The organism is Streptomyces broussonetiae (genome assembly GCF_009796285.1).
Classification (GTDB): domain Bacteria; phylum Actinomycetota; class Actinomycetes; order Streptomycetales; family Streptomycetaceae; genus Streptomyces; species Streptomyces broussonetiae.
Window position 1 is genome coordinate 8,806,669 of record NZ_CP047020.1, and the last position, 25,631, is coordinate 8,832,299.

The window sequence follows — 25,631 nt, forward strand, 5'->3', positions numbered from 1 at the left end:
GGTACACCCTTACGAGTGACGACGCACCCCGCCTTGATCGGCGGGTCCCGGGCCGCCGCACGACCCCCGGGGACCCGGACCTGCACGGACGCCGAGGTGGGGTGCGAGGTCCCCGGGCTCTCCGAGCGCCTGCCCAACTCCACGCCATCAAGCTCGAGTTGCTGCGCGGGGGACGGAGAACCGGCGGCAGCCGCCGCCCGGCCGTCCGGCGCGAGCCCCGCTGCGAGCCGCACCGGGGCAGCGTCCACTTCCGGACCGCCGATGGTCGGCCAAGGCGACCGAGGCCCTGCCGAGTCATCGCAGCGGGGCGCCGGCCGTGCCGGGACCCGGGTCCGAGCCCACCTGCCCGGACGTGTCGGCGCGGTGCCCCGCTCCCTGACGTCGACAGGCCTGACGGCCGTGCGACAGGACGCCCGGCTGACGGTCGAACCCGCGGTCCGTAGCGCCGTACTGGCCGGGAGAATCGCGAACTATGACATAAAAGGGATGAGTTGGACTCGAAGGTCGTCCAGTGAGGCACGACCGGACCGGCACCTCCCTGAGCCCGCAGGGGATTTGAGGGACTCGCCGCGGGGCGTTGCTGCCTGTCACTCGTCGGCGGGCGCGACCCCGCGCCCGCCGACGAAGGTGTGGGTGGGGGTGAGATCGCGCAGGGCGTCGCCGGTGCAGTGTGCGGGGTCCCGGTCCCAGACCGTGAGGTCGGCCAGGCGGCCGGGGGTGAGGGTGCCGCGCAGGTGTTCCTCGCCGAGCAGCCGGACGGCCCGGGTGGTGTGCAGGGCCAGGGCCTCGTCGTAGGTGATCGCGTGCTCGGGTCCCTTGACGCCGATGACGGTCTGCCGGGTGGTCATCCCCCACACCGAGCGCATCGCGCCGAACTGGCCGACCGGGAAGTCCGATCCGGCGCTCACCTCGGCGCCCAGGTCGATCCAGCCGCGAGCGGGGAAGAGCCGGGCGACGCGCTCCGGGCCCCAGAAGCCCTCCTCCACCTCGGCGGTGTCGTGCAGCAGCGGCTGCTGGATGGTGACCGGGACGCCCAGGGCGACGGCGCGGGTGCGCTGCTCGGGGCCGGCCAGGCCGCCGTGCTCCATCACCAGCGTGCCGGCGGGCAGGCCGGGGTTGCGCTCGAGGACGCGTTCGTAGACGTCCAGAAGGGTGCGGACCGCGCGGTCGCCGTAGGCGTGGGTGCCGACCCGCCGGCCGCGGCGCACCACGGCCTCGACGGCCTCGGCCAGCGCGTCGGGCTCCCACATCAGCGTGCCGGAGAAGGCGTGGTCACAGGCGTACGGTTCCTCGGTGGCCCCGGCCTCGAGGCCGCCGTCCAGGCCGAACTTCACGCCCCACACCCGCAGCCACGGGTCGTTGGTGCCCCACTGCTCCTCCATGACGTCCAGCAGGTCCTCCACCTGCTTCGCGCTGGTCAGGCCGAGCGCCGAGATCAGGGCCCGCACTCGGGTGTGCAGCGCTCCCGCCTCGCGGGCGGCCAGGAGCACCCGGTGGTCCTCGGGGGTGACCGCACAGTCCCGCACGGTGCCGATGCCGGAGGCGGCGTAGTCGCGGCTGGCGAGGCGCAGTCCGTCGATGCGCCGGGCCCGCTCCGGGGCGGGGACCAGGCGCTCCACCAGGGGCAGGGCGTTGTCGATCAGCCGGCCGTCGAGCCGGCCGTCGGCGTCGCGGCCGATGACACCGCCCGGCGGTACCGGGGTGTCCTCGGTGATGCCCGCCAGGCGCAACGCGTAGGTGTTGACGACGTCGTTGTGGCCACCGCGCTTGACCAGCACCGGGTGCCGGTCGGTGGCCTGGTCGAGTTCGGCCGCCGTGGGCATGCGCCGCTCGGCCAGGTTCAGCTCCTGCCAGTTGGTGGTCGTGCGGATCCACTCGCCCTCGGGAGTGAGCTGGGCCCGCTGCCGGATCAGGTCCAGGAACTCGGGGATGCTGCGGGCCTGGTGGACGGGCACGTCGTGTGCGCCGAGCGCCGCGAAGATCAGGTGCGTGTGGGTGTCGTCGAACGCGGGCAGCACCGTGGCACCCGGCAGGTCGAGGACCCTGGTCCGTGGACTCACCCAGTGGTCCAGACCGTTCGGGTCGGGCGAGAGGGCCGCGATGCGCTCGCCCCGCACGGCGAGCGCCCGCTGCGGGGCCTGGCCGGGCACCAGCGTGTGCACCGCGGCGGCCCGGACCAGCAGATCGGCTCCATGATCGGTCATCGTCTTCTTCCTCCACCACCGTTGTCGAAATCGCCGTGACGAGACACGTTGTACGGGTGATGTGCCGAATCCCGCACAATGGCGACGGACATTGCAGGAAACACGCCATCGGGAGGGAGGTGGCGCGGATCATGCGCCAAGGGGCCAAGGGGCCAAGGGGCCAACGGGCCAACGGGCCAACGGGCCAACGGGCCAAGGGGCCAAGGGGAACGCCCGGCGGACGAGCGCCGGGAAGTCACGCCTCGGCGGACCGGTGCCCGCGCGGCGCCTGCCCCGGCCCGGCGTCGGACCTCCCGCACGGCCCGCTCGGCCTGCCGCGCCCGGTCCCATGCCTTCCGTCCGGCGGCCCGCAGCGGCACGTCCTCGGCGTGCAGCAGCTGCGCCCGCTGCACACGGACCTTCTCCTCCGCCCCGGCCCTCCGTGCGGCGCCGGCCTGCGCCACTCGTCCGGCGCCGTCGACCTCCGCCTCCCGGCCGCGCAGTTCCCGCGCGTCCTTGCGGCCTCGGCCTGCAGTCGGGGCTCTCCTCGGTCCGCGGAAACCCGGCGACGAGACCGAGCGGTTTCACCAGCCCGTCGGCCGCCCACGCCCGCGCGGCCCCGGGATGGCGCGTACGGCGTGCAGGGTCTGCCCGACCTCGCGCCGGACGCCCTCGCCCGCCCGGCCCGGTGCCCGGCCTGCGCGGCAAGCTGCCGGACCTGCCGTGGCTGCCGGCCGAGGGCGCCGATCACCTCGCTGTGCCGACGGGCGAGCCGACGCGGCGCGGTTCCGTCCGGTTGCCGGTGCGCGCGGCGCGGCTGCGCTCCGAGGGCGAGCAGTGACCCTGCCCCCTGCGCCGGCGTCTGTGCCACCGCACGCGGACGAAGAGCCTGCGCCCACCCTCGGGCGACAGGCGCCGACCGCCCGTACGCAGCGTCCCGGCTCACCCGTTCGGGCGATCTCCCGGCTTGCCGTGCGGACCATGGGCGGGGCGGCGACGGATGATGCGGGCATGCACCGACCCTCCGGCGGACCGGCCGTGCCCCGCGCGCCGGGCGGTGCCGTGCGAGGGGCGGCGCGCGGATCGACGTGCAGGTCGGCATGCGTAGCAACGCAAAGGCAAAGGCGAAGGCAAACGTCTGGACCAGTGCCGGGACGGACGCGGCGGCTTGCGGGCAGATGGACGGCGGGCTACGACGAGCCACAAAAATTGCATCTCTCGTTTTCTTGAATCACTCGTGTTTTTGCGGGTAGGTTCGGCCTCATGACCGCCTCCCCGACCCCGACCACCGCCGAGGAGCTCCGCGGTGCCGGCCTGCGCGTGACGGCAGCCCGCGTCGCGCTGCTGGAGACCGTCCGGGACGGCGACCACCTCGGCGTCGAGGCGATCGCCTCCGGGGTCCGTGCCCGCGTGGGCCACATTTCCCTGCAAGCCGTCTACGAGGCCCTTCACGCCCTCACCGCGGCGGGCCTGGTCCGCCGTATCGAGCCGGCCGGACACCCCGCCCGGTTCGAGGGGCGAGTGGGGGACAACCACCACCACATCGTGTGCCGGTCGTGCGGTGCCGTGGCCGACGTCGACTGCGCCGTCGGCGACGCGCCCTGCCTGACCGCATCGGACGACCGCGGCTTCACCATCGACGAGGCCGAGGTCGTCTACTGGGGCATGTGCCCCGACTGTTCCACCGGCCGCAGTTCCTGAGCACCGAGTTCCGCACAGTTCGGAAGGAATGCCATGACTGAGAACAACGACGCGAACGTCGCAGACGCGAAGGCGGAGGGCGGCTGCCCCGTCGCCCATGGCCGCGCCGCGCACCCGACCCAGGGCGGCGGCAACCGCCAGTGGTGGCCGGAGCGGCTCAACCTGAAGATCCTTGCCAAGAACCCGGCCGTGGCCAACCCGCTCGGCGAGGACTTCGACTACCGCGAGGCCTTCAATTCCCTTGACCTCGCCGCGGTGAAGCGCGACATCGCCGAGGTGCTCACCACTTCGCAGGACTGGTGGCCCGCCGACTTCGGCAACTACGGCCCGCTCATGATCCGTATGGCCTGGCACAGCGCCGGTACGTACCGCATCAGCGACGGCCGCGGTGGCGCGGGCGGCGGTCAGCAGCGCTTCGCCCCGCTCAACAGCTGGCCGGACAACGTAAGCCTGGACAAGGCCCGCCGTCTGCTGTGGCCGGTGAAGAAGAAGTACGGCAAGTCCATCTCCTGGGCGGACCTGCTGGTTCTCACGGGCAACGTGGCGCTGGAGACGATGGGCTTCAAGACCTTCGGCTTCGCCGGCGGTCGCGTCGACGAGTGGGAGCCCGACGAGGACGTCTACTGGGGTCCCGAGACCGTCTGGCTGGACGACCAGCGCTACACCGGTGACCGCGAGCTGGAGACCCCGCTGGCCGCCGTTCAGATGGGTCTGATCTACGTCAACCCCGAGGGCCCGAACGGCAACCCGGACCCGATCGCCGCGGCCCGCGACATCCGTGAGACCTTCCGCCGTATGGCGATGAACGACGAGGAGACCGTCGCCCTCATCGCCGGTGGCCACACCTTCGGCAAGACCCACGGTGCCGGCCCGGCCGACAACGTCGGCGCCGACCCCGAGGCCGCCCCGCTGGAGCAGATGGGCCTCGGCTGGAGGAGCAGCTACAACACGGGCGTCGGCAAGGACGCCATCACCAGCGGTCTGGAGGTCATCTGGACCGCCACGCCGACGCAGTGGGGCAACGGGTTCTTCAGGAACCTCTTCGAGTACGAGTACGAGCTGACCCAGAGCCCGGCCGGCGCGAACCAGTGGATCGCCAAGGACGCCCCGGAGATCATCCCGGACGCGTTCGACCCCGAGAAGAAGCACCGCCCGCGGATGCTCACCACGGACCTCTCGCTGCGCTACGACCCGATCTACGAGCCGATCGCCCGACGCTTCTACGAGAACCCGGAGGAGTTCGCCGACGCCTTCGCCCGTGCCTGGTACAAGCTGACGCACCGCGACATGGGCCCGATCGTCCGCTACCTCGGCCCGGAGGTCCCCAGCGAGGAACTGCTGTGGCAGGACCCGCTGCCGCAGCGCACCGGTGAGCTGATCGACGCCGCGGACATCGCCTCCCTCAAGGAGGAGATCCTCGGCTCGGGCCTGACGGTCTCGCAGCTGGTCTCCGCCGCCTGGGCCGCGGCCTCCTCGTACCGCAACAGCGACAAGCGCGGCGGCGCCAACGGCGGCCGCATCCGCCTGGAGCCGCAGCGTGGCTGGGAGGTCAACAACCCGGACGAGCTGGCGCACGTGCTGCGCACCCTGGAGGGCATCCAGGAGTCCTTCAACGCCAAGGGCAGCAAGCAGGTCTCGCTGGCCGACCTGGTCGTGCTCGCGGGTTCCGCGGCCGTCGAGAAGGCGGCCAAGGACGGCGGCTTCGCGGTCGAGGTGCCGTTCGCGGCGGGTCGCGTCGACGCCTCGCAGGAGCAGACGGACGTCGAGTCGTTCGCCGCGCTCGAGCCGGCCGCCGACGGCTTCCGCAACTACGTCGGCAAGGGCAACCGCCTGCCGGCCGAGTACCTGCTGCTCGACAAGGCGAACCTGCTCAACCTGAGTGCGCCGGAGACGACCGTCCTCGTCGGTGGTCTGCGCGTCCTGGGCGCCAACCACAACGGCTCCAAGCACGGCGTCTTCACCGACAAGCCGGGCACGCTGTCGAACGACTTCTTCGTCAACCTGCTCGACCTGGACACCGAGTGGAAGTCGACGTCCTCCGCGCAGGACGAGTTCGAGGGCCGCGACTCCTCCGGCGCCGTCAAGTGGACCGGCACCCGTGCCGACCTGGTCTTCGGCGCGAACTCCGAGCTGCGTGCCGTCGCCGAGGTGTACGCCAGCGACGACGCGAAGGAGAAGTTCGTGAAGGACTTCGTCGCCGCGTGGGTCAAGGTCATGAACGCGGACCGGTGGGACCTGCGCTGATCCGGCTCGCCTGACAGCGCATCGTCCGATGCGCTGAACAGGACGTCCGGGCCCGCCCAGCAGGGCGGACCCGGACGTCCTCGTTTCACGGGTGCACGCCACCCGCGATGTCAGCGGCCGAGGACCGCCGCGCCCGCCTGCGCGTACCGCTCGTCCAGATCGCCGGACGGGGCACCCGCGACCCCGATGCCCGCGACCGGGGCGCCCTTGGCGGTCACCGGGGTCCCGCCCGCGAGGAAGAGCGTGCCCGGGATGTCCTTCAGGTTCGGCGCCTGCTGAAGCTGCTCGGCCAGCTTCGAGGTGGGCGCGTTCCAGGAGACGGCGGTGAACGCCTTGCGCTCGGCGGACTCGTACGACTGCGGGCCCGCCCCGTCCCCGCGCAGCGTGACCAGGGTGTTGCCGTTGCGGTCGACGACCGCAACGGACACCTGCCGGCCGTCCTTCGCGGCGGCGTCCAGCGCGGCGCGCGCCGCCTTCTCGGCGGCGGCCAGGGTCAGGTGCGTGCTCTGGGTGAGGTCGCCGCCACGGGCCGCCGCGGGGGCGGCGGCGGACGCGGTGCCGGTGGAGTCGGCAGCGTTCGCGGCGACCGTACCGACGACACCCGCGCCTACGACGGCCAGGGCGGCACCGCCGACGAGGATCCGGGTACGGCGGGACGGCTTCTTGCGGCTGGGCATGACGAACAACCTTCCGGTCGGGCGAGTCGGGGGCCGGACGGCTCCCGGAACCGATCCTGGGCCCCGATCCGCCCGCACCCCGTCGCCGGACCGGTTGTCTCGCGGGTCATCCGATCGGATGACCCCGTACGCAGCGGCCGAGGGAACAATGGAGGGTGTTTTCCCAGTTCAGCGAGGCGGCCAGGGAGGAGTCACCGGTGCCCGTACCCGAACGCGACGACACCCGCGCCCTCACCGTCGTCATGCACACGGCGTTCTTCGTGCTGCTGTCCGCGTCCCTCGCCCGCTACCTGATCCGGCATGCCGGCGGCCCCCACACCCCCTGGGTCGTCGCGCTCTGCGTGCTGCTGGCCGTGCTCTACGTCCTCGGCCCCGCCCTCGGTACCCGGCCCACCCCGCGCCGCCTGACCTGGCTCGGCCTCGTCGTCACGGCCTGGGCCCTGCTCGTCGTCCTCGCCCCGAGCTTCGCCTGGTGCGCGGTCCCGCTGTTCTACACCGCACTGCGCACCCTTGCGCCGCGCGCCGCGCTTGCGCTGGTGGCGTTGCTGACGGCACTCGTGGTGGCCGCGCAGCTCAGCCTGGCCGGCTGGCCCGACCCCAACCTGCTGCTCGCGCCGCCGGCCGTCGCCGCCGTCGCCGCCACCGTGTTCGTCGTCATGCAGCGCCAGGCGGCCCGCCGGGACGCCCTCATCGAGGACCTGGTCCGCACCCGGCGCGATCTGGCCGCCACCGAACGGCGCGAGGGCACCCTCGCCGAACGCGAACGGCTCGCCCGGGAGATCCACGACACCCTCGCCCAGGGGCTGTCCAGCCAGCGCATGCTGCTCCAGGCCGCCGACCGCCTCTGGGACACCGCGCCCGGCACCGCCCGGGACCACGTCCGTACGGCGGCGGCGATCGCCGAACGCAGCCTCGCCGAGGCCCGTCGCTTCGTCCACGACCTGACCCCGGCCGACCTCGCCGAGGGCGGCGGACTGCTCCGGGCCCTGCACGCCGTCGCCGAGCGCGAGACGACACCTGGGCTCACCGTCCGGGTCCACGCCGAGGGCACCCCGCCCGACCCGCTGCCCGCCCCCGTCGAGTCGGCCCTGCTGCGCATCGCCCAGGGAGCCCTCGCCAACGTCCGCGAACACGCCCACGCCACGACCGCCGCCCTCACCCTGACCTGCCTGGACGACCAGATCGTCCTCGACATCACGGACGACGGCCAGGGCTTCGACCTCCACACACCCGCCACCGCCGACGCCGGCGAACCTCGGGGCCACGGCCTGCCCGCCATCCGCGCCCGTCTGCGCCAGCTGGGCGGCACCCTCACCATCGAGTTGGCACCGGGCGAGGGCACCGTCCTGTCGGCGGCGATCCCCCTGGAGCCCCGATGAGCTCCGCCCCGCAGCCGACCGGACCGGCACCGGTGCGCATCCTCGTCTGCGACGACCACGCCGTTGTGCGCGCCGGCCTGCTGGCCCTGCTGCACAGCGCCCCCGACATCGAGGTCGTGGGCGAGGCGGGCAGCGGCGAAGAGGCCCTGGCCCTGGCCCGCAAGACCTGCCCCGACGTCGTCCTGATGGACCTGCAGCTCGGCCCGGGCATCGACGGAGTGGAGACCACCCGGCGCCTGCGCGCCCTGGACACCGCCCCGCACGTGCTGGTCCTGACCACCTACGACACCGACGCCGACGTCACCCGAGCCGTGGAGGCAGGCGCCACCGGCTACCTCCTGAAGGCCGAACGCGCCGAAGACCTCTTCACGGCGATCCACGCCGCCGCCCAGGGCCGCCCGGCACTCTCCCCACCCGTGGCCGACCGCGTCATGTCCCGCCTGCGCAATCCCCGCCCCACCCTCACCCCCCGTGAACGCGACATCCTCGCCCACCTCTCCCAGGGCCTGCCCAACCACGCCATCGCCCGAGCCCTCTACATCAGCGAGGCCACGGTCAAGACCCACCTGCGCCGCATCTACGACAAGCTGGGCGTGGACACGAGGGCGGGAGCGGTGGCGGTGGCGAAGGAGCAACGCCTGCTGTCCTGACGGACCACGGCAGGCGACCTCGGGGGCAGTGCCGTAGGGGGCACGGGCAACGGCGCGAGCAACTACCTCGAACCCGCAGCCGACCGACGGCCGGACGCCGTGGCGGCGTCGTCACGCACGTTTCACACCTTTCACACCTTCTATCTCCGCAGCACTTCGAACGCCGCCCGCCCCGCCGCCCCGATCGCCAGATCGACATCCGCGGCGACCCCCGCCCGGCGTCCCGCACGGGTCAACGCGGCGATGGCCACCCGGTCCCCCGACTCCGCCTCCACCACCCCGACCTCGTGCCGCAGATGCAGAAACGTCCCGGTCTTCCCGCTCCACCGCAACGTGTCCGCCCGCAGTTCGCTCGCCAGCCGCTGCGTGAAGACCTGCAGCCCCATCAGCCGCCGCACCTCCGCCGTCGCCGCAGGAACGGAGATCTCATCGCACCACACGCGTCGCAACAGATCGAGGAGTGCCGCCGCAGAGCCGACGTTGGCACGCGTCGGGTCCAGCGAGGCGATGGTGTGCCGGTCCGTGCCCTCGTCGCGGATCGCCAGCTCCAGCGCGAGCGAGAAGTCGTTGCCGGCGGCGCCCGCGGCGCACTCGTACATGTGGTTCATCCGGTGCCGCATCCGCAGATCCCCGCACCCCCAGGCGCGCAGCCGGGCATCCACGTCCGCCTCCGGCACCAGATCGAGCAGGGCGTCGGCGGCCGCGTTGTCGCTCACCGACAGCATCGACAGCAGCAGGTCGCCGACGGCCACGGTGACCGGGTACCGGAACGCGGCGAGTCCCGTCGGTCCCACGCTTCTTTGTGCCGGATCGAGTGTCACCGGCCGCGCGGGGTCGAGTTCACCGGCCGCGATCCGGTCCAGCACGACGAGGGCGAGCGGGACTTTCACCACAGAGGCGAGAGGCATCAACTCCTTGATGTCAAAGCCAAGTTGCTCGCCCGTGTCGAGGTTCTGGGCAAGGAAGGAGCCGCGCATGCCGAGGGCCGCCCAGTCCGCGGCGATCGCCTCGGCCGCGTCCAGAAGGACGCCGTCGTCCCCGACGTACCCCGGTGCCGCTGCCGCGTTCATCCGCGCGCCGCCAGCCGCGCCGGGAGATCGTCGCCCGCGGCCCCGGATCGTGGCGGGCCCCACTCGCCGTCGCCGGCTCCCACGGCCGACGCCAGCGGCGCGACCAGCCAGCCCGGCACCGACGCCGTACCGGACCGGTCCGGGGCGGCGCGCACGTCGTAGCCCCGGTGCAGGGTCCGGTCGCCCAGCGGTGCCCAGTGGGCCCCGTGCTGCCGCGCGAACGGCTCGGCGCACAGCAGCAGAGCCTGCCCCGCCAGGGTCGCGGCGAGCGCGTCGGCCGCGGGCCCGGCCGGCCGGAACCGGCCCGGCGGCAGCCCCGCCCGGGCCACGGCACGCTCCAGCCGGTCCTCGTGGTGCGGCACCTGGTCCTCCGGCAGTGTCAGCACCGGCAGCGCAGCGGCGGACCGGGTACCACGACCGCGGCGGGGCCGCAGGTCCTCCAGATGGGCCGAGCGCCGCGGGCCGCCGCAGGCGAGGTCCGCGACGTCCGGCGCCGATGCCAGTCCCAGGGGCACCCGCAGCGCGCCCCGCTCCGGCGGCACGCGCACCAGCGCATAGCCGAGCGAGCCGTCGGCCAGGCCCAACACCCGTTCCTGGGGCGGAAGTTCTCGTACGCCGAGGGTGATCCCGTGCTCGGTGCCCGCCCGGATGGCGCGGGCCAGCGCCGCCGGGGCGCAGTGCGCGGGCACGGCGACGGCGAGCGTACGGGCCCGTCCGGCCGAGTCCGCGGCCTGCCGCAGCCGCTGGGTCCGGTCCAGTACGTCGCGCGCGTACGGCAACAGCAGCATCCCCAGCTCGGTGGTCGTGATCTGCCGCCGTGAACGGTCGAAGAGCGGGCCGCCGAGGTGGTCCTCCAGCGTCCTGATGCGGCGGCTCAGCAGCGGCTGGGCGATGCCGAGCCGGTCCGCGGCCCGGGAGAAGCCCGCCTCGTCGGCCGTCGCGACATATGCCTCGAGGTGCGCCAGGAGATCCATCCTGCACTCATATCAATAAGGCATGAGTGGTTCAAAGTTCCCTCTTGGACATGAATGACCCCCGGCTGCTTCGCTGTCCGCGTCGAAGATCCAGCAAGCCGGCGACGGCTCGACCGGAAGGACCGCGCCCATGACCAGTCCCGACCGCCCCAACCCTCTGGCCCGACGCGGCCTGTTCAAGGCGGGCCTCGCCGTCACCACCGCCGCCGTGGCGGCCGGCACCCTGTCCGCGCCCGCCGCGGCGGCGGTGCCGCGCGATCAACAGGCCTCCACCGATGGCGAGTTCAGCGAACTGGAGCGGCGGCACGGCGCCCGGATCGGCGTGTTCGCGCGCAACCTGCGCACCGGGCTGACCGTGGCACACCGGGCGGGGGAGCGGTTCGCGATGTGCTCGACGTTCAAGGCGTTCGCCGCCGCGGCCGTCCTGCGCGATCACGGTGACTGCGCCCCGCTGGGCGCGGTGATCCACTATCCGCCGCACGACATCCTGTCCAACTCGCCGCGCACGGCGGAGCACGTGGACACCGGGATGACGATCGCGGACCTCTGTGCGGCGGCGATCCAGTACAGCGACAACACGGCGGGCAACCTGCTGCTGCGCCAGATCGGCGGACCGGCCGGGCTGACCCGATTCTTCCGCTCGCTCGGCGACGAGGTGAGCCGGCTCGACCGGTGGGAGACGGACCTGAGCAGTGCGATCCCGGGCGATCTGCGTGACACCACGACTCCCGGGGCCCTCGGCCGCAGTTTCGAGCGGCTGACCCTGGGCCGGGCGCTGACCGGTGGCGACCGTGCGCGGCTCGTCGGCTGGCTGAAGGGCAACACCACCAGCGCCGCGCGGTTCGGCGCGGGACTGCCGCGCGACTGGGTGCTCGCGGACAAGACCGGCACCGGTGACTACGGCACCGCCAACGACACCGGCGTGGCCTGGACGACCCGCGAAACCCCGCTCCTGCTGACCGTGCTGTCGGCCAAGACCGCCCAGGACGCGTCGGCGGACGACGCGCTCGTGGCGCAGGCGGCACGCATCCTGGCCCGTGTGCTCGCGCCCGGCGAGTAGCCGCCCCACTCGCGTCGGAGGGCAAGCTGGAAAGCGCATTCCCCTCTCGCCTTCACGATGCCACGCCCGGCAGTGGAGTTCACCCCTCCTACTGCTCGAACCCCGCACGACCGAGGCAGACTTGAGGAGACAAGCCGATGCAACTGGGATCAGCCCCCCGCACCGGTCTGCTCGCCGGTACGCTCGCCGCGTTCTGCGGCGCCACGGCACAGGCGACGCCCACGGCCTCCGGGGCCGCGACGGCCTCCGTGCTGTACGTGTCGCCGGGCGGCACCGACGGCGCGGCCGGCACCCGGGCGGCGCCGACCACGCTCACCTCGCCATCGGCCCTGTCGCCGCGGTCGGCACGATCTACCTGCGCGGGGGGACGTACACGCGCATCTCCTCCAGCACGCCGAGCAGCCAGTGGCCGTCGAACAACCTCATCGTCAGCTCGGAGCCGCACGACAACGAGGACTCCACGGGCGAGGACGCCGACGGCTTCGCCTCGAAGCGGCGGTGTCCCGCTCGCGCGTGCCGTCAGACCTGCGGGCGTGTCCCGTCCGGCGCCACCGCCGGGAGCTTGTCCGGGTTCGTGACGAGGTAGACCTCGCGGACCCGCTCTCCGTCCGGGTCGAGGTCCATGACCATCACCGCGTGCGGGGCGCCGTCCTCGAACACGACCACGGCCGCGTCGCCGTTGACGTCCCGGTGCTCGAACCGCAGGCCCGCCGCCGAGCGTGTCGCGTAGCCGGTCAGCGCCCGTGCCACCTTGTCCCGGCCGCGGACCGGACGGAGCGCCGCCTGAGCCTTGCCGCCGCCGTCCGTCCACAGCGTCACCTGCGGTGCCAGGATCTCCAGCAGCGCTGCGAGGTCCCCGCCGAGGGCCGCGGCCACGAACCGCTGCGTCGCCTGCCGCCGGACCCGGGGACGGGCCTCGTAGCGGGGGCGCCGGGCACGCACACGGGCCCGCGCGCGGTGTGCGAGCTGCCGTACGGCCGCGGGGCTGCGGCCGAGGACGTCCGCGATCTCGGTGTGCGCGTAGCCGAACACCTCGTGCAGGACGAACACCGCCCGCTCCAGCGGGGTCAGGGTCTCCAGGACGACCAGCAGCGCCAGGGACACCGACTCGGTGCGCAGCGCCCGCTCGGCGGCGTCCGCACCGGCCGCCGGGCCGTCGGGGCCGTCCGTGAGGAGGGGTTCGGGCAGCCACGGGCCGGTGTAGGTCTCGCGGCGCCGGGCGATACGCGCCCGCCGCGCCAGCGCCTGCCGCACGGTGATCCGCACCAGATAGGCCCGCGGACGGCGGATCTCCGGCGGCTGCCCGGCACCTTCGGCTCCGGTCCGGCCCGCCCAGGCCAGCCAGGTCTCCTGCAGCACGTCCTCGGCATCGGCGACGCTGCCCAGCATGTTGTACGCCACCGCGAACAGCAGCTCACGGTGGTCGAGGAACGCCTGGGTGGCGGCGGCCGTCCCCGCGGGCGTCCGGTGTTCGGTCATGGCATCTCCTCACGACGTCTCGCCACCCAGAGAGTGGGAGACCCCCGGAGTGTGACATCGGGGGGCGGGCGTGTGCCGTACCTCTCATCCCGGACCGACGCCGTCACACCCGCCGCCGTCCGGGCCCTCTCGGTCCACGGCAGCAGCACTTCGCAGCGAAGGAGAACCCCATGCGACTCGTCGTGTTCGGCGCGAACGGGCCGACCGGACGGCAGGTCACCGAGCAGGCGACCGCCGCCGGTCACACCGTCACCGCCGTGACCCGCAACCCCGATGCCTTCCCGTCCGGCCGGCCCCGGCTCCGGGTCGAGCAGGCCGACGTCCTGGACGGGCCCGCGGTGCAGCGGGTCGTCGCCGGTCACGACGCGGTGATCTCCGCCCTCGGCGTCCCGTACGGTCGCAGGCCCGTCACGGTGTACTCGACGGGCCTCACCCACATCACCCGGGCCATGACCCACCAGGGCATCCGCCGCCTGGTGTGCGTGTCCTCCACCATCCTGTTCGACGTGCCGGCACCTGGCGAGGGCGTCCTGTTCCGGACGGTGCTGGAGCCCTTCTTCGCGCGGATCGTCGGGCGCACGGTCTACGACGACATGCGCCGCATGGAGGAGATCGTCCGCGCGAGCGACCACGACTGGACGGTGCTGCGGCCCGCAGGCCTCTTCGACACCGGCGAGGTCAGCGACTACCGGCTGGCCCCGGCCCGGCTGCCCGGACGCTTCACCGCCCGGGCGGACCTCGCGCACGCGCTGGTGCACGAGGCCGTCACCGAAGGACATCCGCGCACGTTTCTCGACGTACGCACCACCGAGGGGACCCCGAGCCTGGTCGATCTCATCAGGAAGGAGGCCTTCGGCAAGTGAACCGGACCGTTACGCCGGCCAGCCGCCGTAGGGGACGGTGATCAGCTCCATGGCGTGGCCCGCGGGGTCCATGAAGTACACCCCGCGGCCGCCGTCGTTGTGGTTGATCGCGCCCGGCTGCTCGCGGTGCGGGTCGGCGTAGTGCTCGATGCCGCGCTCCTTGATGAGCGCGTACGCCGCGTCGAACTCCTCCTCGGAGACCAGGAACGCGTAGTGCTGCGAGGCGATCCGGCCCTCGGGCATGGTGGCGAAGTCCAGGGTGACTCCGTTGCTCAGGGCGACCGCGACGAACGGGCCCCACTCCCCGGTGATCTCGAGGCCGAGCAGTTGGGTGAAGAACTCGGCGGACTCCCGCTTGTCCCGGGCGTAGACGATGGTGTGATTCAGCTGGACCGACAAGGAATGCCTCCGGGGCATCTCCTGGCACCTCCATGTCTCACCCGGTCGGTGACCGACACGCGATGCCACTTTCGATCTTAGTCCGGGACGCGAAGGCGGTCGACGTCCGCCGAGCGGATCACGCCAGCAGGGCGCCCGCCGCCACCGGGTGCGCCTCCAGGCCCCCGGCGGCGAGCAGATCGGCGATCACTCGGCGGACCCTCCGACATAGGTGCTGGTCAGGTCCACGTCCCCGCCCAGGATCCAGGCCCGGCCCGCGGGCCACCACAGATCGGGCAGTTCGGCGAACTCGTCGAGGGACGTCGGCGAGAGCACGTCGGGCAGGGCGCCACCGAGCAGTACCTCCTTGCGGCCCGGGGGTCTCGAAGGCGGGCACGTGGCCGAAGTCCCGGCGACCGTACCCGTCCCACAGCCCGAACCAGCACCGGTCCGGGGTCGTCGTGTGCCGGGTCAGCACGGGGACGAGGGCGCGGGCGACGTCGGGCGGGGTCGGACCCTCCGCCGGATGCTCGTCCCGGACGCCGGGCAGGCCGTACTCGGTCACGCCGTGGTAGCCGCTGTCCAGGCCGGCGACCTCGTACCAGCGCGAGCCCGGCACGACCCGGGTTCCGCGTGCGGCGGCCACCGCCGACCAGCGCACCGGTCGCTCGTCCAGGAAGGCCGGATGCAGGATCCGGGCGTACGCCGCGAAGCCCCCGACGGCGACGCCGGCCACCGTGCCGAAGGCTCCGTGCCCCGGCGCGCACGGCGTCAGCCAGTCGGCGGGGGAGAGGTCGTCGCCGCACACGCGCAGGCGTCCGTACCACGTCGGCGCGGGGAGCCGGTGCACCGGCCGGAGGTCGTTCATGCACTCGGTGTGCCGGGTGGGGCGACACCGATGACGCACGCATCTCACCCGCCCCGGTGCACCACGTGTCCGCCGGTCACCGTCAACGCGACCGGGGCGCCGGCCAGTTCGTCGCCCGAACAGTGCACGGGGTCCACGGTCAGCGCGGTCAGGTCGGCGCGCCGGCCGGGCGCGACGCGGCCGGCGACGCCCGACTCGCCGGCCGCCGCTGCCGCATGGCTGGTGCAGCCCTCCAGCGCCTGCAGCGGCGTCAGGCCCGGCCGGTGGGCCGCGGCGCCCTTGGGCCGGCGGGCCGTTGCCAGTACGGCCCGGACGTCGTAGTGCGCGATGGGCCAGTCCGAGCCGAGGGCGACCGTCGCGCCCGCCTCCCGCAGGTCCCGCAGCCGCCAGGCGCGCGCCGCCCGCTCACCGCCCAGCCGGCGGGACCACTCGTCGCTGCCGTCGGCACGCGTGTACCCGGTGTGCGGCGGCTGCAGCGAGGCCGCGACCCCCAACTCGGCGAACCGGAAGAGCAGTTCGTCCGGAGCGGTCTCGATGTGCTCGATCCGGTGGGCCCCGCGCCCGCTCGGGCCGAGCGAGGCGACGGTGTCCAGCACGTGGCGTACGGCCGCGTCGCCGATGGCGTGCGTGGCGGTGCGGACACCGGCTGCGTGCAGGGCACGGACGGCCTCGGCGTAGTGCTGCGGATCCGGCCAGAACGCGGCGCTGCCCCGGCCGTGGCAGTCGGGGTGCTCCAGCCAGGCCGTACCGCCCTCGACGGTGCCGTCCATGAAGAACTTCACGCCGCCGACCTGCCAGTGCCGCCCGCCCCTGCCCTGCAGCCGCACCAGTTCACGCAGCGCGTCCGCGTCGGCGCCCGGCATGCACCAGGGCGCAAAGCGCAGCCGTACCGGCAGGACCGTCTCACGTGCCACCGCCTCCACCAGATCCAGATCGCAGCCGTCCATCACATGAGCGCCGGTGAGGCCGGTCGCTGCCATGGAGCCCAGCAACTCCAGCAGCCGGGCCCGCCGTTGGGAGTACGTGGGCCGGGGCACGATCTGCGCCACCAGGTCCATCGCGGCATGCTCGAGCAGGTGACCGGTGGGCCGGCCCGCCGCGTCGCACACCACCTCCGCGTGCTGCGCGAAGGCGCGCGGCCCGCTCACCCCGGCGGCGGCCAGCGCGGCGGCATCGGCGAGGGCGGAGTGGCCGTCGTAGAGGCGCAGGAAGGCCGGGGCGCCGTCGAGCGCGTCCGCGATCAGGTCGTGGTGGACCGGCCGGCCCTCGAACGCGTTGTGGTCCAGGCCGTGTCCGAGGACCCAGCCCTCGATCCGCTCGGCCCCGGCGAGCGCCGCGCGCAGCCCGGCCAGGTCCGTCACACCGGACAGGTCCGTGCCCGTCGCCATGTCCAGCCCCCACACCGGGTGGCTGTGGGAGTCGACCAGGCCGGGCACGAGGTGCGCGCCGTGCAGGTCCACGACCTCGGTGCCGGAGCCGCGCCAGTCCCGCACGTCGTCGGCCTCGCCGACCGCCGTGATCACTGCGTCGTGCACGGCGACGGCCGAGGCCGTGGGGCGCGCGGGATCGAGGGTGCGGACCTGGGCGCCGGTGAGGACGAGGTCGGCAGCGGGCATGTCGGCAACTCCTGTACAGAGCAGGGGCGTTGGGGGTCAGTCGGTGGGCTCGGTGGCGAACCGGGCGTAGACGTCCGGGCGGGACCGGCGCAGCCACCACGCCAGCGGCAGGCCGAGGACGAAGACGGCGGGGGCCACCACGACGAGGAGGGTGTTCACCGCGGGGGACGCGCCGGTGAACAGGTCGATGTGGGTCACCACCAGCACGATCGCGGTCGTCAGCAGGGCGGCGGCGAGCAACGGCGCCACCAGTGTGCGCACCCTGCCCTCCGTGTGGCGCACCCGCCGGAAGTAGCAGGGCACCGCGAGTGCGGCGAGCAGCTGGAGCAGCAACAGGCCGATCATCCCAGGGGTGTTCACCCACAGCAGAAGCTGCTGGTACGGGTCGGCGTGCGCGGCCCAGAACGCCAGGACGACGAGCGCGCCGAGCACGGTCTGGGCGATGCCTGCGAGGTAGGGGGAACGGTGGCGGGGATGGATGCGGCCGAGCCGGTGCGGCAGGACGCCCTCCTCGGCCAGGGCGAGGGCGTAGCGGTTGATGGCGTTGTGGAAGGCGAGCAGGGAGGCGATGACGCTGGTGACGATGAAGACGTGCATCAGGTCGGCGGCCCAGCCGCCCGCATAGGTGGTGATCGCGGTGAAGAACAGCCCGGCCGGGTCCTTCCCCGCGGCCCGTACGACCTGGTCGTCGCCGAACGCCTGGACCGCGATCCAGACGACGAACGCGTAGAACAGGCCGAGGAATCCGACGGCGACGTAGGTGGCGCGCGGGACCGTGCGCGCGGGGTCGCGGGCCTCCCGGCGGTAGATTACGGTCGACTCGAAGCCGGTGAACGCCGCGAAGGCGAAGGCGAGCACGGCCGCCATCCCGGGCACCAGCACGTGCGACGGCGCCAGCGACGCCAGGGACAGCCCGTGCGCGCCGCCCTTCACCAGCACCCCGCCGGCGAGCAGTACGAGTATCCCGGTCTCGGCGACCAGCAGCACGCCGAGCACCTTGGCGCCGAAGTCGATCGACCGGTAGCCGCCGTAGCCGATCAGCACCAGACCGGCCAGCGAGATGGGCAGCCAGGGCACGTCGGTGCCGACGAGGGAGTGCAGGGTGTCGCGGGCGGTGGTGGCGAGCAGGCCGTAGACGCCGATCTCCATGCCGTTGTAGCCGATGAGCGCGAGCAGGGCGGCGCCGATGCCGACCGGCCGGCCCAGGCCCTGGGTGATGTAGGCGTAGAAGGCGCCGCCGCTGGTCACATGGCGGGTCATGGTGGTGAAGCCGACGGCGAAGACCGCGAGGGTCACCCCGGCGAGCAGATAGCCGACGGGCGCGCCGATGCCGCCCAGCACGATGGCGAGGGGCGCGACCCCGGCCATGACGGTCAGGGGAGCGGCGGCGGAGACGACGAAGAAGGCGATGTCGGCGGTGCCGAGGGAACCGGACCGGAGGCCGGCCGAGCCGGACGGCACTTTCTCCTCCGGGAGTTCGGAGGTGGACACGGACATGCGGGAAGCCCTTCTGGCGGCGGAGGAGAGGGGGTCCCGGAGGTGGGGCAGCCGGGGGCGCGGGCGCCGGCGGGCCGGGCCGGGGTGGGCGGGGCAGGCCGGTGTCCTCCGGGTGCCCAGGCGGGGTGTCGGGTGCCCGGAGCCATAAACCTAAAGGCTTTCGGTTTTGGCAATGTAACCTGCCGTTGGGCATCCGGGAAGGCCTCGGGCGGACCTCAGGGAGAAACGACGACCATGGGACGGCCGCGCACACCGCTCCTCGACCGCGAGCGCATCACCACCACGGCGCTGCAACTGATCGACGAGACGGGCGACTTCAGCGTCCCGCAGGTCGCCCGGCGGCTCGGCGCCCAGACCGGGTCGGTGTACCACCATGTGGAGGGCCGCGACGGCATAGTGGAACTGCTGCGCGAGCGTGTCTGCGCGGCCATCGACCCGGGGACCCTGGAGCTGACCCCGTGGGACACGGCCCTGGAGGCCTGGGCCCGCTCCTACCGCGCCGCCTTCGCCGCCCATCCCCGGGTCATCCCGCTGCTGATGACCTCACCCGTGCGCGCCCCCCGGGTCCTGGAGCAGTACGAGTGCGCGGTGAGCCTGCTGCTCGAGGCCGGCTTCGAGCGTGCCGGGATCATGCCGCTGATCATCGCTCTGGAGAACCTGGTGCTCGGCTCCGCCCTCGACCTCGCCGCCCCCGAGGCCATGTGGGAGCTGACGGACAGTGTGCCGACCCCGCACCTGGCGCAGGCGCTCGCCGCGGTGGGCGAGGGCCGGGCCGACCGAGCCTTCGAGGTGGGTCTGACGGCGTTCATGAACCACGCGCGGGCGCTGCGCGAGGACGGTTGAGGAGGTTCCGGGAGAGCGGTTACCGGCGAGTTTCCCAGTACCGCCAGTAACATGATCACCTTGGCTCCGGATGTTACCAGCCAGTCAACCAGGCGCCGTCCGTCGCGACGCGCCCTGCCCGGAGATCTCCATGTCTTCTTCCCACGAAGCGCTGGAAAGCGCGCGCCTCACCTACGAGCAGCACGTGCGGACGTGCCGTCAGTGCCAGGCCGACGGTGCGGCCTGTGCCGTGGCCAAGCTTCACCTGCGGGCCTACAACAACGCCCGCAGGGAGTACATGCGGTCGGGAGGACAGGGCGCCACGAGGGGCTGAATCCGGTGTGACGGCCCGTCAGGTGCCGTACACCTCAGGTACATTGGCGCGCGCCGGCGGGGCGTGCCGGGCCGCCGGCCCCTGGGCGAAGGTCCGCAGGAGGTTCTCCGTGGTACGGGTGACGAACGCGCGGGTACGGACGTCCATCCCGTGGTCGCGGCCGAGCAGCCCCGTCCCGGCCACCAGGCCCTCCACCCAGCGCATGGTGCCGGTCGCGAAGACACCCGCCCCTGCGGGGGTCGTGTAGTACGCCGAGTCGCTGTGACCGGGCCGTCCGCCGCACACCAGCGGGGAGTGCGCGGTGATCTCCAGCGGGCCGGGGGTGGGGGCACCGGGCGTCACCCGGTCGTACTCGACGCCGACGAGATGGGCGAAGCCCTCGCCGGAGCGCACGCCCGTGCCCTCGTACAGCCAGTGGTCGGCGGTTCGTACGACCAGGGGCGCGTCCACCGGATAGCCCTCGTAGAGCACGCCGGTCAGGGAGGACTCGGGGTCGGGCGCCGGCGGCAGCCGGTAGTCGGTGGTGACCTGGGCCGGCCGCGAGCCGTACAGGGGGTCGGCACGGCTGTCGGACTTGTAGCAGACCACCGTGCGGTCACCCGCATCCTCACCGTCCTCCAGCCGGACCCGCCGGAAGCATGTGTTCGCGCCCAGGAAGGCGATGTTCGTCCCGGCGTCCCGGGCAGCGGTCACCCGGGCGCGCTGCTGCGGCGTCCAGTACTCGTCGTGCCCCAGGCAGACGACCGCGCGGGCGCCCCGCAGCACACCCGGATCCCGGTGGACGTCGACGCCGGTGCTGTAGGCGAGAGGGATGCCCAGGCGCTCGGCCAGCACCACCAGCGCCCACTCGTACACCAGGAACTTCTCGGCGCCCACACCGTCGTAGGGCCGGTCGAAGCTCACCGCCAGGGAGCGCGTCGCGTACGCCCCCGACGCGCCGGCGTACAGGCTGCTGCCGCCCCAGCGGTTGTACGCCTGCCAGGTCGCCGGGGCGTGCAGCAGCACGGTACGGCCGGCACCCTCGGCGGAGCGGACGATCAGCGGCACGTACCGCTGGTGGCCGCCGTCCGCCTCCAGACGCAGCAGATAGGCGCCCTCGGGCCAGCCGGCGCTGTCCACGGTCAGCGTCAGCGGCCAGTCGGCGCGCACGGTGCGGGTGGCGCCCAGGATGCGCGCGGCCGGGCGGGCCCGGCCGGGTACGCGCTGCGAGGTCCAGATCCTGCGGGCCTGCCTGCCGCCGTACCAGCCGACCCGGAACGCGGACACCCGGAACGAGGCGGCGGTGGTCGACACATGGAGCCCGAAGTGCTCGCCCGGGATCACGCTCACCCGGTCCGTGTACCCGGCCACCGCGTCCGCGGGGCCGGTCGGGCCCAGCCGCCAGTCGGCGCTGCCCGGCGCGTCCCGCTCCGACTCCGGCCGCAGCCGCCCGTCGCGGGCGGCGGGGGAGTGCGGGTGCGACGGGGCCGCCGTGCAGGCGGCGGCCGTACCGAGGCCCAGGCCGGCGCACACGGTGACAAAGCGCCGACGGCCGAGACCGGGGCCGCCGCGCGATGGCGTGGGGTCGGGCACCGCAGCCATGTCACCTCCCGGATGCGTTCTGTGCTCCAGCGTCGCGACGCCCACTCCTGCGGCGCAACCGCACAGCGGCGACGGCACGGGAGTACGGCCGCCCGGGGTACGGCCGAACGGGTGACGGCGTCAGGTGCGGAAACCGGCGTGCACGTGGTCGTGGTGCGTGGCGTCGCTGAAGAACTGGTCGGCGCCGCCGCCCGACAGCAGCACCGGACCGCCCACGTTGTACGAGCCGGCGGCCGCAGCGTCCCGCATGAACCGCTCGATCAGGGTGCGCGGGGTCGCCGGATCGACGACCGCATGGCCGTCGATCCGCCACACGTCGAAGGCCCGGCCGCGCGGATGGTCGCTGGGCCGGCTGGTGCCGAACACGTCCAGCGGATGCCCGGAGCGCACGACACTCACCTCCAGCCGGTACGTCCGTGCCAGCGCCAGCATCGCCCGCGCCACGCTGGTGTGCACCTGACCGCTGCGCAGGTCCGCCGCGGCGGCGGGCGGCAGCACGATCCGCTCGTCGCCGAGCGCCGCCCGGACGTCCGCGGCGAGTGATGTCGCGGCCGGTCCCGGCTGCGCCGGATGCAGAGCGTCGACCGTCCAGCCGTCCCCCGAGCGGGAGAGCCGCACGTCGACCGTCGTCCCGCCGGACACCACCGCGCCGCCGCGCCGGATCCACTGCCGGTAGACCACCAGCACACTGGCCGTCCGGGTGAGGATCCCGCCGTACTGCGCATCCACGACCTGCAGCGCCGCCTGGTCGGCCGTCGGCAGCAAGGGCCCGGCCCGGCTCACGAGGCCGGTCGCCAGTCCGAGCGCCGCGACTCGAGCGCGGGCCGCCGCCGTTCCGCCGTGCCCGCCGGGCCAGGCACCGATCGCCTCGACCAGCTGCACGGCCCGCAGCTTCGCGGCCGGCTGCACCTCGGCGGAGGTCGGACGCCAGGGGGTGGTGTGCGGCAGGCCCGAGGAGGGCGATGCCGGGACGGAGGAGCGGGACGCGGAGGGCAGGGACGAGGCAGGCCGGGCCGGGGAGGAGCGGGACGGGGCCGCTGTGCCGCCGGAGCAGCCCGCCGTGCCGAGCGCGAGGCCGGCCAGGGACACGAGCACGGCCCGGCGGCCGGGCGGGGGAGCCGAGAGCGCGGGAGTGCGGGGCATGAACCCAGTCTCCGCCGCACAGGACGTGGGAGGCGAGTGGGAGGCCAACGACGGCGAAGCGGCCCCTGGCCGAATGCGGCGTCCGTGCGCCGAACGGTGATTGCCGCTCAATGCACGGAACCCTGCGTCACCTTGTGAACGGCGGCTCGTCGAGGAGCTGCAGCAGGGTCTCGGCGCCCCGGGCGCCGATGGGGGGTGGGCCCGACGGGTCGGGGAACGTGCGGCCCCAGGCTGCGGCGCGGCTCAGGGCGCTCAGGCGCCAGCCGAGACGGGCGGCCCGCCGCAGGTCCGGCACGGTGCGGCCGGCATCCGTCCACGGCTCCAGATAGGCGTCGAGCAGCCGGGGCAGAACCCCCGGCCCGTACCGCTCGCAGGCCTTGTCTGCGGGGATCCGCAGGCTGCAGAAGGGGTGCGAGACGGCGGCATCGCCCCAGTCGAAGAACGTGAACCTGTCCGGGGCGGGGCGCAGCAACTGGCCGTCGTGCAGGTCCGCATGGTCGAGCGTGTCCTCGATGCCCAGGGACGCGAGTTCGGCACACCAGTCCACCAGGCGGGGGCGCAGCCGCTCCAGCCGGGCGCGCGCCTGCGGGGCCGGCGCGGCCGACCCGGCGAGGAGTGCGTCGAACACCTCGGGCAGGTCGCGGGTCCGGGCGGACGGCACCCCGAGTCCCTCGATCTCGCCCGCGTACGGGACCAGCGCCCGCTGCATGTCCGCGTACTGGGCCAACAGCCGCTCCCAGGCGCGCGGTTCGACCACCTCCCGGCAGAGCACGGTGCGGAACAGGTCCCCTCCGTCGGGCAGCAGCACCCATGCCCGATCGGCGTCGACCGCCAGCGGCTCCAGCACATGCTCCGGCACCCAGCGGGCGAGCGCGGCGGTCAGTGGCCCCTCGAACGCGCTGGCCGGCGGATTCGCTTTGAACCAGAGGGCACTTCGCCCCTGCACGGGCACCCGCACCAGTACGGACCACGGCCGCAGCCGTACCCGGAGGGCACCGTCCACCCGCAGCCCGCGCACGGCGAGTTGTTCCGCCACCCAGCCGAGCGCCGAGGCCCGCCAGGACTCCTGTTCCCATGGGGTCACCGCGTCCGGGTAGGCGCCCCGGTCCACGGTGATCGAATCGTGCCGCATCGCACCATCCCACCAGCGCGAACGCCCCGTGGCCAGTCCATTTCGATCCCCGGCGGCGGACGAACGAACGCGCCCCCGGTCACCGACCGGGGGCGCGTCGCTGTGCGCAGGGATCAGGCGCGCTGCTTGCGGCGCATCGTCAGGTACGTACCGGTCGCGCCCGCGGCCAGCAGGGCACCCACGCCGAGGCCCACCGGCAGGGTCGGGAAGCCGGAGGCGTCGGTCGTCGCGGCCGTGTTCTGCATCGCGCCGCCGGTGATGCTCGTGGACACCGGGGCGACGTGCTTGATCGGGCCGACGTGCTTGACCGAACCGTCGGCGTTCAGCAGCACCTGCTTGTCGTTCGGGTGCCGGAAGTCGAACATGCCCGACAGCGAGCCGGCCGTCGCGTCGAAGGAGTGGTCACCGACCCGGCCGGTGTGCCAGTTGTCCTCGATGAACCGGGTGATGGACGCCTGGTTCGTCAGCGTGTGGTCGACCTTGTTCACCTTGCTGTACGGCGAGACGACGATCAGCGGCTGACGGGTGCCGGGGCCGCAGCGGTCGGCGTAGCCGCCCGCCGCCTTCGGGCCCTTCTGGCAGGCCGGGCTGTCGGTCGCCTTGCCGTTGGAGCCGAGCGCGGAGTCCTGCGAGCCGTTCTTCGGGGTGACGAAGGCGTGGTCGTACCAGCCGTCGGAGTCGTCGTAGGCGACCACGATCGCGGTGGACTTCCACTGCGGCGAACTCTGGATCGCGTTGATCTCGTTGACCAGGAAGTGCTGCTCGTCCACCGGGTCCGAGTAGCCCGCGTGGCCGTCCTGGTACTCGCCGGCCTTGAGGAAGCTGACGGCCGGGAGCTTGCCCGCCTTGAGCGCGGCGGAGAAGTCGGTCAGGTCGTAGTTGTGGTTGGCCTGCCCGTTGTGGCCGATCTCCGCGACGGACCTGGGCGCCAGGTGGTGCGGGTTGGCCGTCGACTTGTAGTACGAGAACGGGTTGTGGTGCGGGCTGTAGTCCACCGTGGCCGCGCCGCCCGTGTTGGGGTGCGTGGTGTCGCACTTGGCGTACGAGCCGGACGTGCCGTTCCACGCGGTCGACGGACGGAAGCCGCCCTGGAACCAGCCCCAGGTCACCTGCTTGCTGTTGAGCAGGTCACCGATGTTCTTGCCCTGCATCTCCGCCAGCGCGTTGGTGCTGGTGTGGTCCTTGCCCGAGCAGTCGTCGAAGGCCGGGTCGGGGTCGTTGATGACCGTGCCGACCCCCTTGGCGTCGGGCGACTGGACCGTGTACGAGTCCGGCTTCGAGGTCTGCTTGGGGTTCTCGGTGCCGGTGGACGGGTCCACGGAGATGACGCCGTGCGTCTGGCCGGAGACCAGGTTCAGGGCGCCGGGCGTGGACGGGCCGTAGGTCGAGCTGTAGGCGCGGTCGCTCAGCGTGTAGTGCTGGGCGTAGTTCCACAGCGCGGTGACGGTGTTGCCGTCGTAGTAGTCCATCGCCAGGCCCGGCTCGCCGAACAGGCCGCCGCTGCACTTGTCGACCTCGGTGTTCTGCACGAACTGGTCGGCCTTGCCGCCGTTGTACGCGTACTGCTCGGCCCCGTAGGAGTGGTTCTGGTCGCAGGTCATGGCCTGCGCGGGGGAGAGCCGCTTGGGTGCGTACTGGTTCGGGTTGTGCTTCAGCAGGCCCGCGTGGGCGAGGGTGTCGATGTCCTTCGGGGTGTTCTTCGACGCCGTGAACTTCGTGCCGTCGGTGTTGGCGGCCTTCGGGTAGGTCGCGAAGTAGTGGTCGAACGAGATGTTCTCGTCGAACAGCACGACGACGTGCTTGATCGGCGTGGCGGTCGAGGAATGCCCGCCGTGTGCCGCGGGCGCCGCGGCCCAGCCGGGCGCGTTGCTGCCGAGCACCGTGAGCGCGGCGGCACCCGCGAGCGCGCCCAGGCTCCGCATAGCGGCTCGTCTTCCTCTGCTGGCCATGTTGGTCAACCCCTCCGGACAGAACGTCTGT

General features: G+C 73.2%; 22 protein-coding genes and 1 pseudogene. 10 read left to right on the plus strand and 13 right to left on the minus strand.

The window, feature by feature from the left end; genetic code table 11:
* Positions 1-587 precede the first annotated feature (587 nt).
* Positions 588-2,204 (minus strand): amidohydrolase, encoded by a 1,617-nt coding sequence (locus tag GQF42_RS40065; protein WP_158928247.1) that lies wholly within the window; start codon positions 2,202-2,204, stop codon positions 588-590.
* A gap of 667 nt (positions 2,205-2,871) precedes the next feature.
* Between GQF42_RS40065 and GQF42_RS40070 the strand changes: the two genes are divergently transcribed.
* The 3 genes from GQF42_RS40070 to katG all read left to right on the plus strand — a co-directional run bounded on the left by GQF42_RS40070 (position 2,872) and on the right by katG (position 6,128).
* On the plus strand, positions 2,872-3,024 hold the full coding sequence (locus GQF42_RS40070; RefSeq protein WP_158928249.1) for a hypothetical protein: 153 nt from the start codon (positions 2,872-2,874) through the stop codon (positions 3,022-3,024).
* A gap of 422 nt (positions 3,025-3,446) precedes the next feature.
* On the plus strand, positions 3,447-3,884 hold the full coding sequence (locus GQF42_RS40075; protein ID WP_158928251.1) for a Fur family transcriptional regulator: 438 nt from the start codon (positions 3,447-3,449) through the stop codon (positions 3,882-3,884).
* Positions 3,885-3,917: 33 nt separating this feature from the next.
* Positions 3,918-6,128 (plus strand): catalase/peroxidase HPI, encoded by a 2,211-nt coding sequence (gene katG / locus GQF42_RS40080; protein ID WP_158928253.1) that lies wholly within the window; start codon positions 3,918-3,920, stop codon positions 6,126-6,128.
* Positions 6,129-6,238: 110 nt separating this feature from the next.
* On the opposite strand, the gene GQF42_RS40085 is transcribed toward katG, so the two are convergent.
* On the minus strand, positions 6,239-6,805 hold the full coding sequence (locus tag GQF42_RS40085; protein WP_158928255.1) for a GlcG/HbpS family heme-binding protein: 567 nt from the start codon (positions 6,803-6,805) through the stop codon (positions 6,239-6,241).
* A 242-nt stretch (positions 6,806-7,047) separates the two neighbouring features.
* On the opposite strand from GQF42_RS40085, the gene GQF42_RS40090 reads away from it, so the two are divergent.
* Positions 7,048-8,184 (plus strand): sensor histidine kinase, encoded by a 1,137-nt coding sequence (locus GQF42_RS40090; RefSeq protein ID WP_158931158.1) that lies wholly within the window; start codon positions 7,048-7,050, stop codon positions 8,182-8,184.
* The gene (locus GQF42_RS40095) at positions 8,181-8,834 is read left to right on the plus strand and encodes a response regulator (protein ID WP_158928257.1); all 654 of its coding nucleotides are present in this window, start codon (positions 8,181-8,183) and stop codon (positions 8,832-8,834) included. Before GQF42_RS40090 ends, GQF42_RS40095 begins: the two co-directional genes overlap by 4 nt.
* Positions 8,835-8,974: 140 nt before the next feature.
* Here GQF42_RS40095 and GQF42_RS40100 read toward each other — a convergent pair whose 3' ends face one another.
* Together GQF42_RS40100 and GQF42_RS40105 are read right to left on the minus strand one after the other, a co-directional pair.
* Positions 8,975-9,904, minus strand: a complete 930-nt coding sequence (locus GQF42_RS40100; protein WP_158928259.1) for a serine hydrolase — start codon at positions 9,902-9,904, stop codon at positions 8,975-8,977.
* The gene (locus GQF42_RS40105; RefSeq protein ID WP_158928261.1) at positions 9,901-10,878 is read right to left on the minus strand and encodes a LysR family transcriptional regulator; all 978 of its coding nucleotides are present in this window, start codon (positions 10,876-10,878) and stop codon (positions 9,901-9,903) included. The genes GQF42_RS40100 and GQF42_RS40105 overlap by 4 nt, the downstream gene beginning before the upstream one ends.
* A 130-nt stretch (positions 10,879-11,008) precedes the next feature.
* On the opposite strand from GQF42_RS40105, the gene bla reads away from it, so the two are divergent.
* A complete protein-coding gene (gene bla, locus GQF42_RS40110) occupies positions 11,009-11,938 on the plus strand; it encodes a class A beta-lactamase (RefSeq protein WP_158928263.1) in 930 nt (309 codons plus the stop codon).
* Positions 11,939-12,153: 215 nt separating this feature from the next.
* A pseudogene (locus GQF42_RS46420) lies at positions 12,154-12,431 on the plus strand (hypothetical protein); the annotation flags it as partial.
* 26 nt (positions 12,432-12,457) lie between these two features.
* Here the strand turns inward: GQF42_RS46420 and sigJ are convergent.
* The gene (sigJ, locus tag GQF42_RS40115) at positions 12,458-13,417 is read right to left on the minus strand and encodes an RNA polymerase sigma factor SigJ (protein WP_158928265.1); all 960 of its coding nucleotides are present in this window, start codon (positions 13,415-13,417) and stop codon (positions 12,458-12,460) included.
* 170 nt (positions 13,418-13,587) lie between these two features.
* Between sigJ and GQF42_RS40120 the strand changes: the two genes are divergently transcribed.
* Positions 13,588-14,280, plus strand: a complete 693-nt coding sequence (locus GQF42_RS40120; RefSeq protein WP_158928267.1) for an NAD(P)-dependent oxidoreductase — start codon at positions 13,588-13,590, stop codon at positions 14,278-14,280.
* Positions 14,281-14,289: 9 nt separating this feature from the next.
* Here GQF42_RS40120 and GQF42_RS40125 read toward each other — a convergent pair whose 3' ends face one another.
* From GQF42_RS40125 to GQF42_RS40140, 4 genes are all read right to left on the minus strand, one after another.
* Entirely contained in the window at positions 14,290-14,679 is a 390-nt protein-coding gene (locus tag GQF42_RS40125; RefSeq protein ID WP_158928269.1) for a VOC family protein, read from the minus strand.
* Positions 14,680-14,797: 118 nt separating this feature from the next.
* A complete protein-coding gene (locus GQF42_RS40130) occupies positions 14,798-15,526 on the minus strand; it encodes a hypothetical protein (RefSeq protein ID WP_233273643.1) in 729 nt (242 codons plus the stop codon).
* A gap of 44 nt (positions 15,527-15,570) precedes the next feature.
* Positions 15,571-17,142: an amidohydrolase gene (locus GQF42_RS40135; protein WP_158928271.1), complete on the minus strand. Its 1,572-nt coding sequence runs from the start codon at positions 17,140-17,142 to the stop codon at positions 15,571-15,573.
* A gap of 36 nt (positions 17,143-17,178) precedes the next feature.
* Complete coding sequence (locus GQF42_RS40140) at positions 17,179-18,639, minus strand: APC family permease (protein ID WP_158928273.1); 1,461 nt, start codon at positions 18,637-18,639, stop codon at positions 17,179-17,181.
* Positions 18,640-18,873: 234 nt separating this feature from the next.
* Between GQF42_RS40140 and GQF42_RS40145 the strand changes: the two genes are divergently transcribed.
* Together GQF42_RS40145 and GQF42_RS40150 are read left to right on the plus strand one after the other, a co-directional pair.
* Complete coding sequence (locus tag GQF42_RS40145) at positions 18,874-19,482, plus strand: TetR/AcrR family transcriptional regulator (protein ID WP_158928275.1); 609 nt, start codon at positions 18,874-18,876, stop codon at positions 19,480-19,482.
* A 130-nt stretch (positions 19,483-19,612) separates the two neighbouring features.
* On the plus strand, positions 19,613-19,795 hold the full coding sequence (locus GQF42_RS40150) for a hypothetical protein (RefSeq protein ID WP_158928277.1): 183 nt from the start codon (positions 19,613-19,615) through the stop codon (positions 19,793-19,795).
* A gap of 18 nt (positions 19,796-19,813) precedes the next feature.
* Here the strand turns inward: GQF42_RS40150 and GQF42_RS40155 are convergent, their stop codons facing one another.
* From GQF42_RS40155 to GQF42_RS40170, 4 genes are all read right to left on the minus strand, one after another.
* Complete coding sequence (locus GQF42_RS40155) at positions 19,814-21,376, minus strand: N,N-dimethylformamidase beta subunit family domain-containing protein (RefSeq protein WP_233273644.1); 1,563 nt, start codon at positions 21,374-21,376, stop codon at positions 19,814-19,816.
* A gap of 120 nt (positions 21,377-21,496) precedes the next feature.
* Positions 21,497-22,519, minus strand: a complete 1,023-nt coding sequence (locus tag GQF42_RS40160) for a hypothetical protein (protein WP_158928279.1) — start codon at positions 22,517-22,519, stop codon at positions 21,497-21,499.
* 127 nt (positions 22,520-22,646) lie between these two features.
* Complete coding sequence (locus tag GQF42_RS40165; RefSeq protein WP_158928281.1) at positions 22,647-23,651, minus strand: phosphotransferase; 1,005 nt, start codon at positions 23,649-23,651, stop codon at positions 22,647-22,649.
* Between the two features lie 113 nt (positions 23,652-23,764).
* On the minus strand, positions 23,765-25,573 hold the full coding sequence (locus GQF42_RS40170) for a phospholipase C (RefSeq protein ID WP_233273645.1): 1,809 nt from the start codon (positions 25,571-25,573) through the stop codon (positions 23,765-23,767).
* Positions 25,574-25,631: the final 58 nt, after the last annotated feature.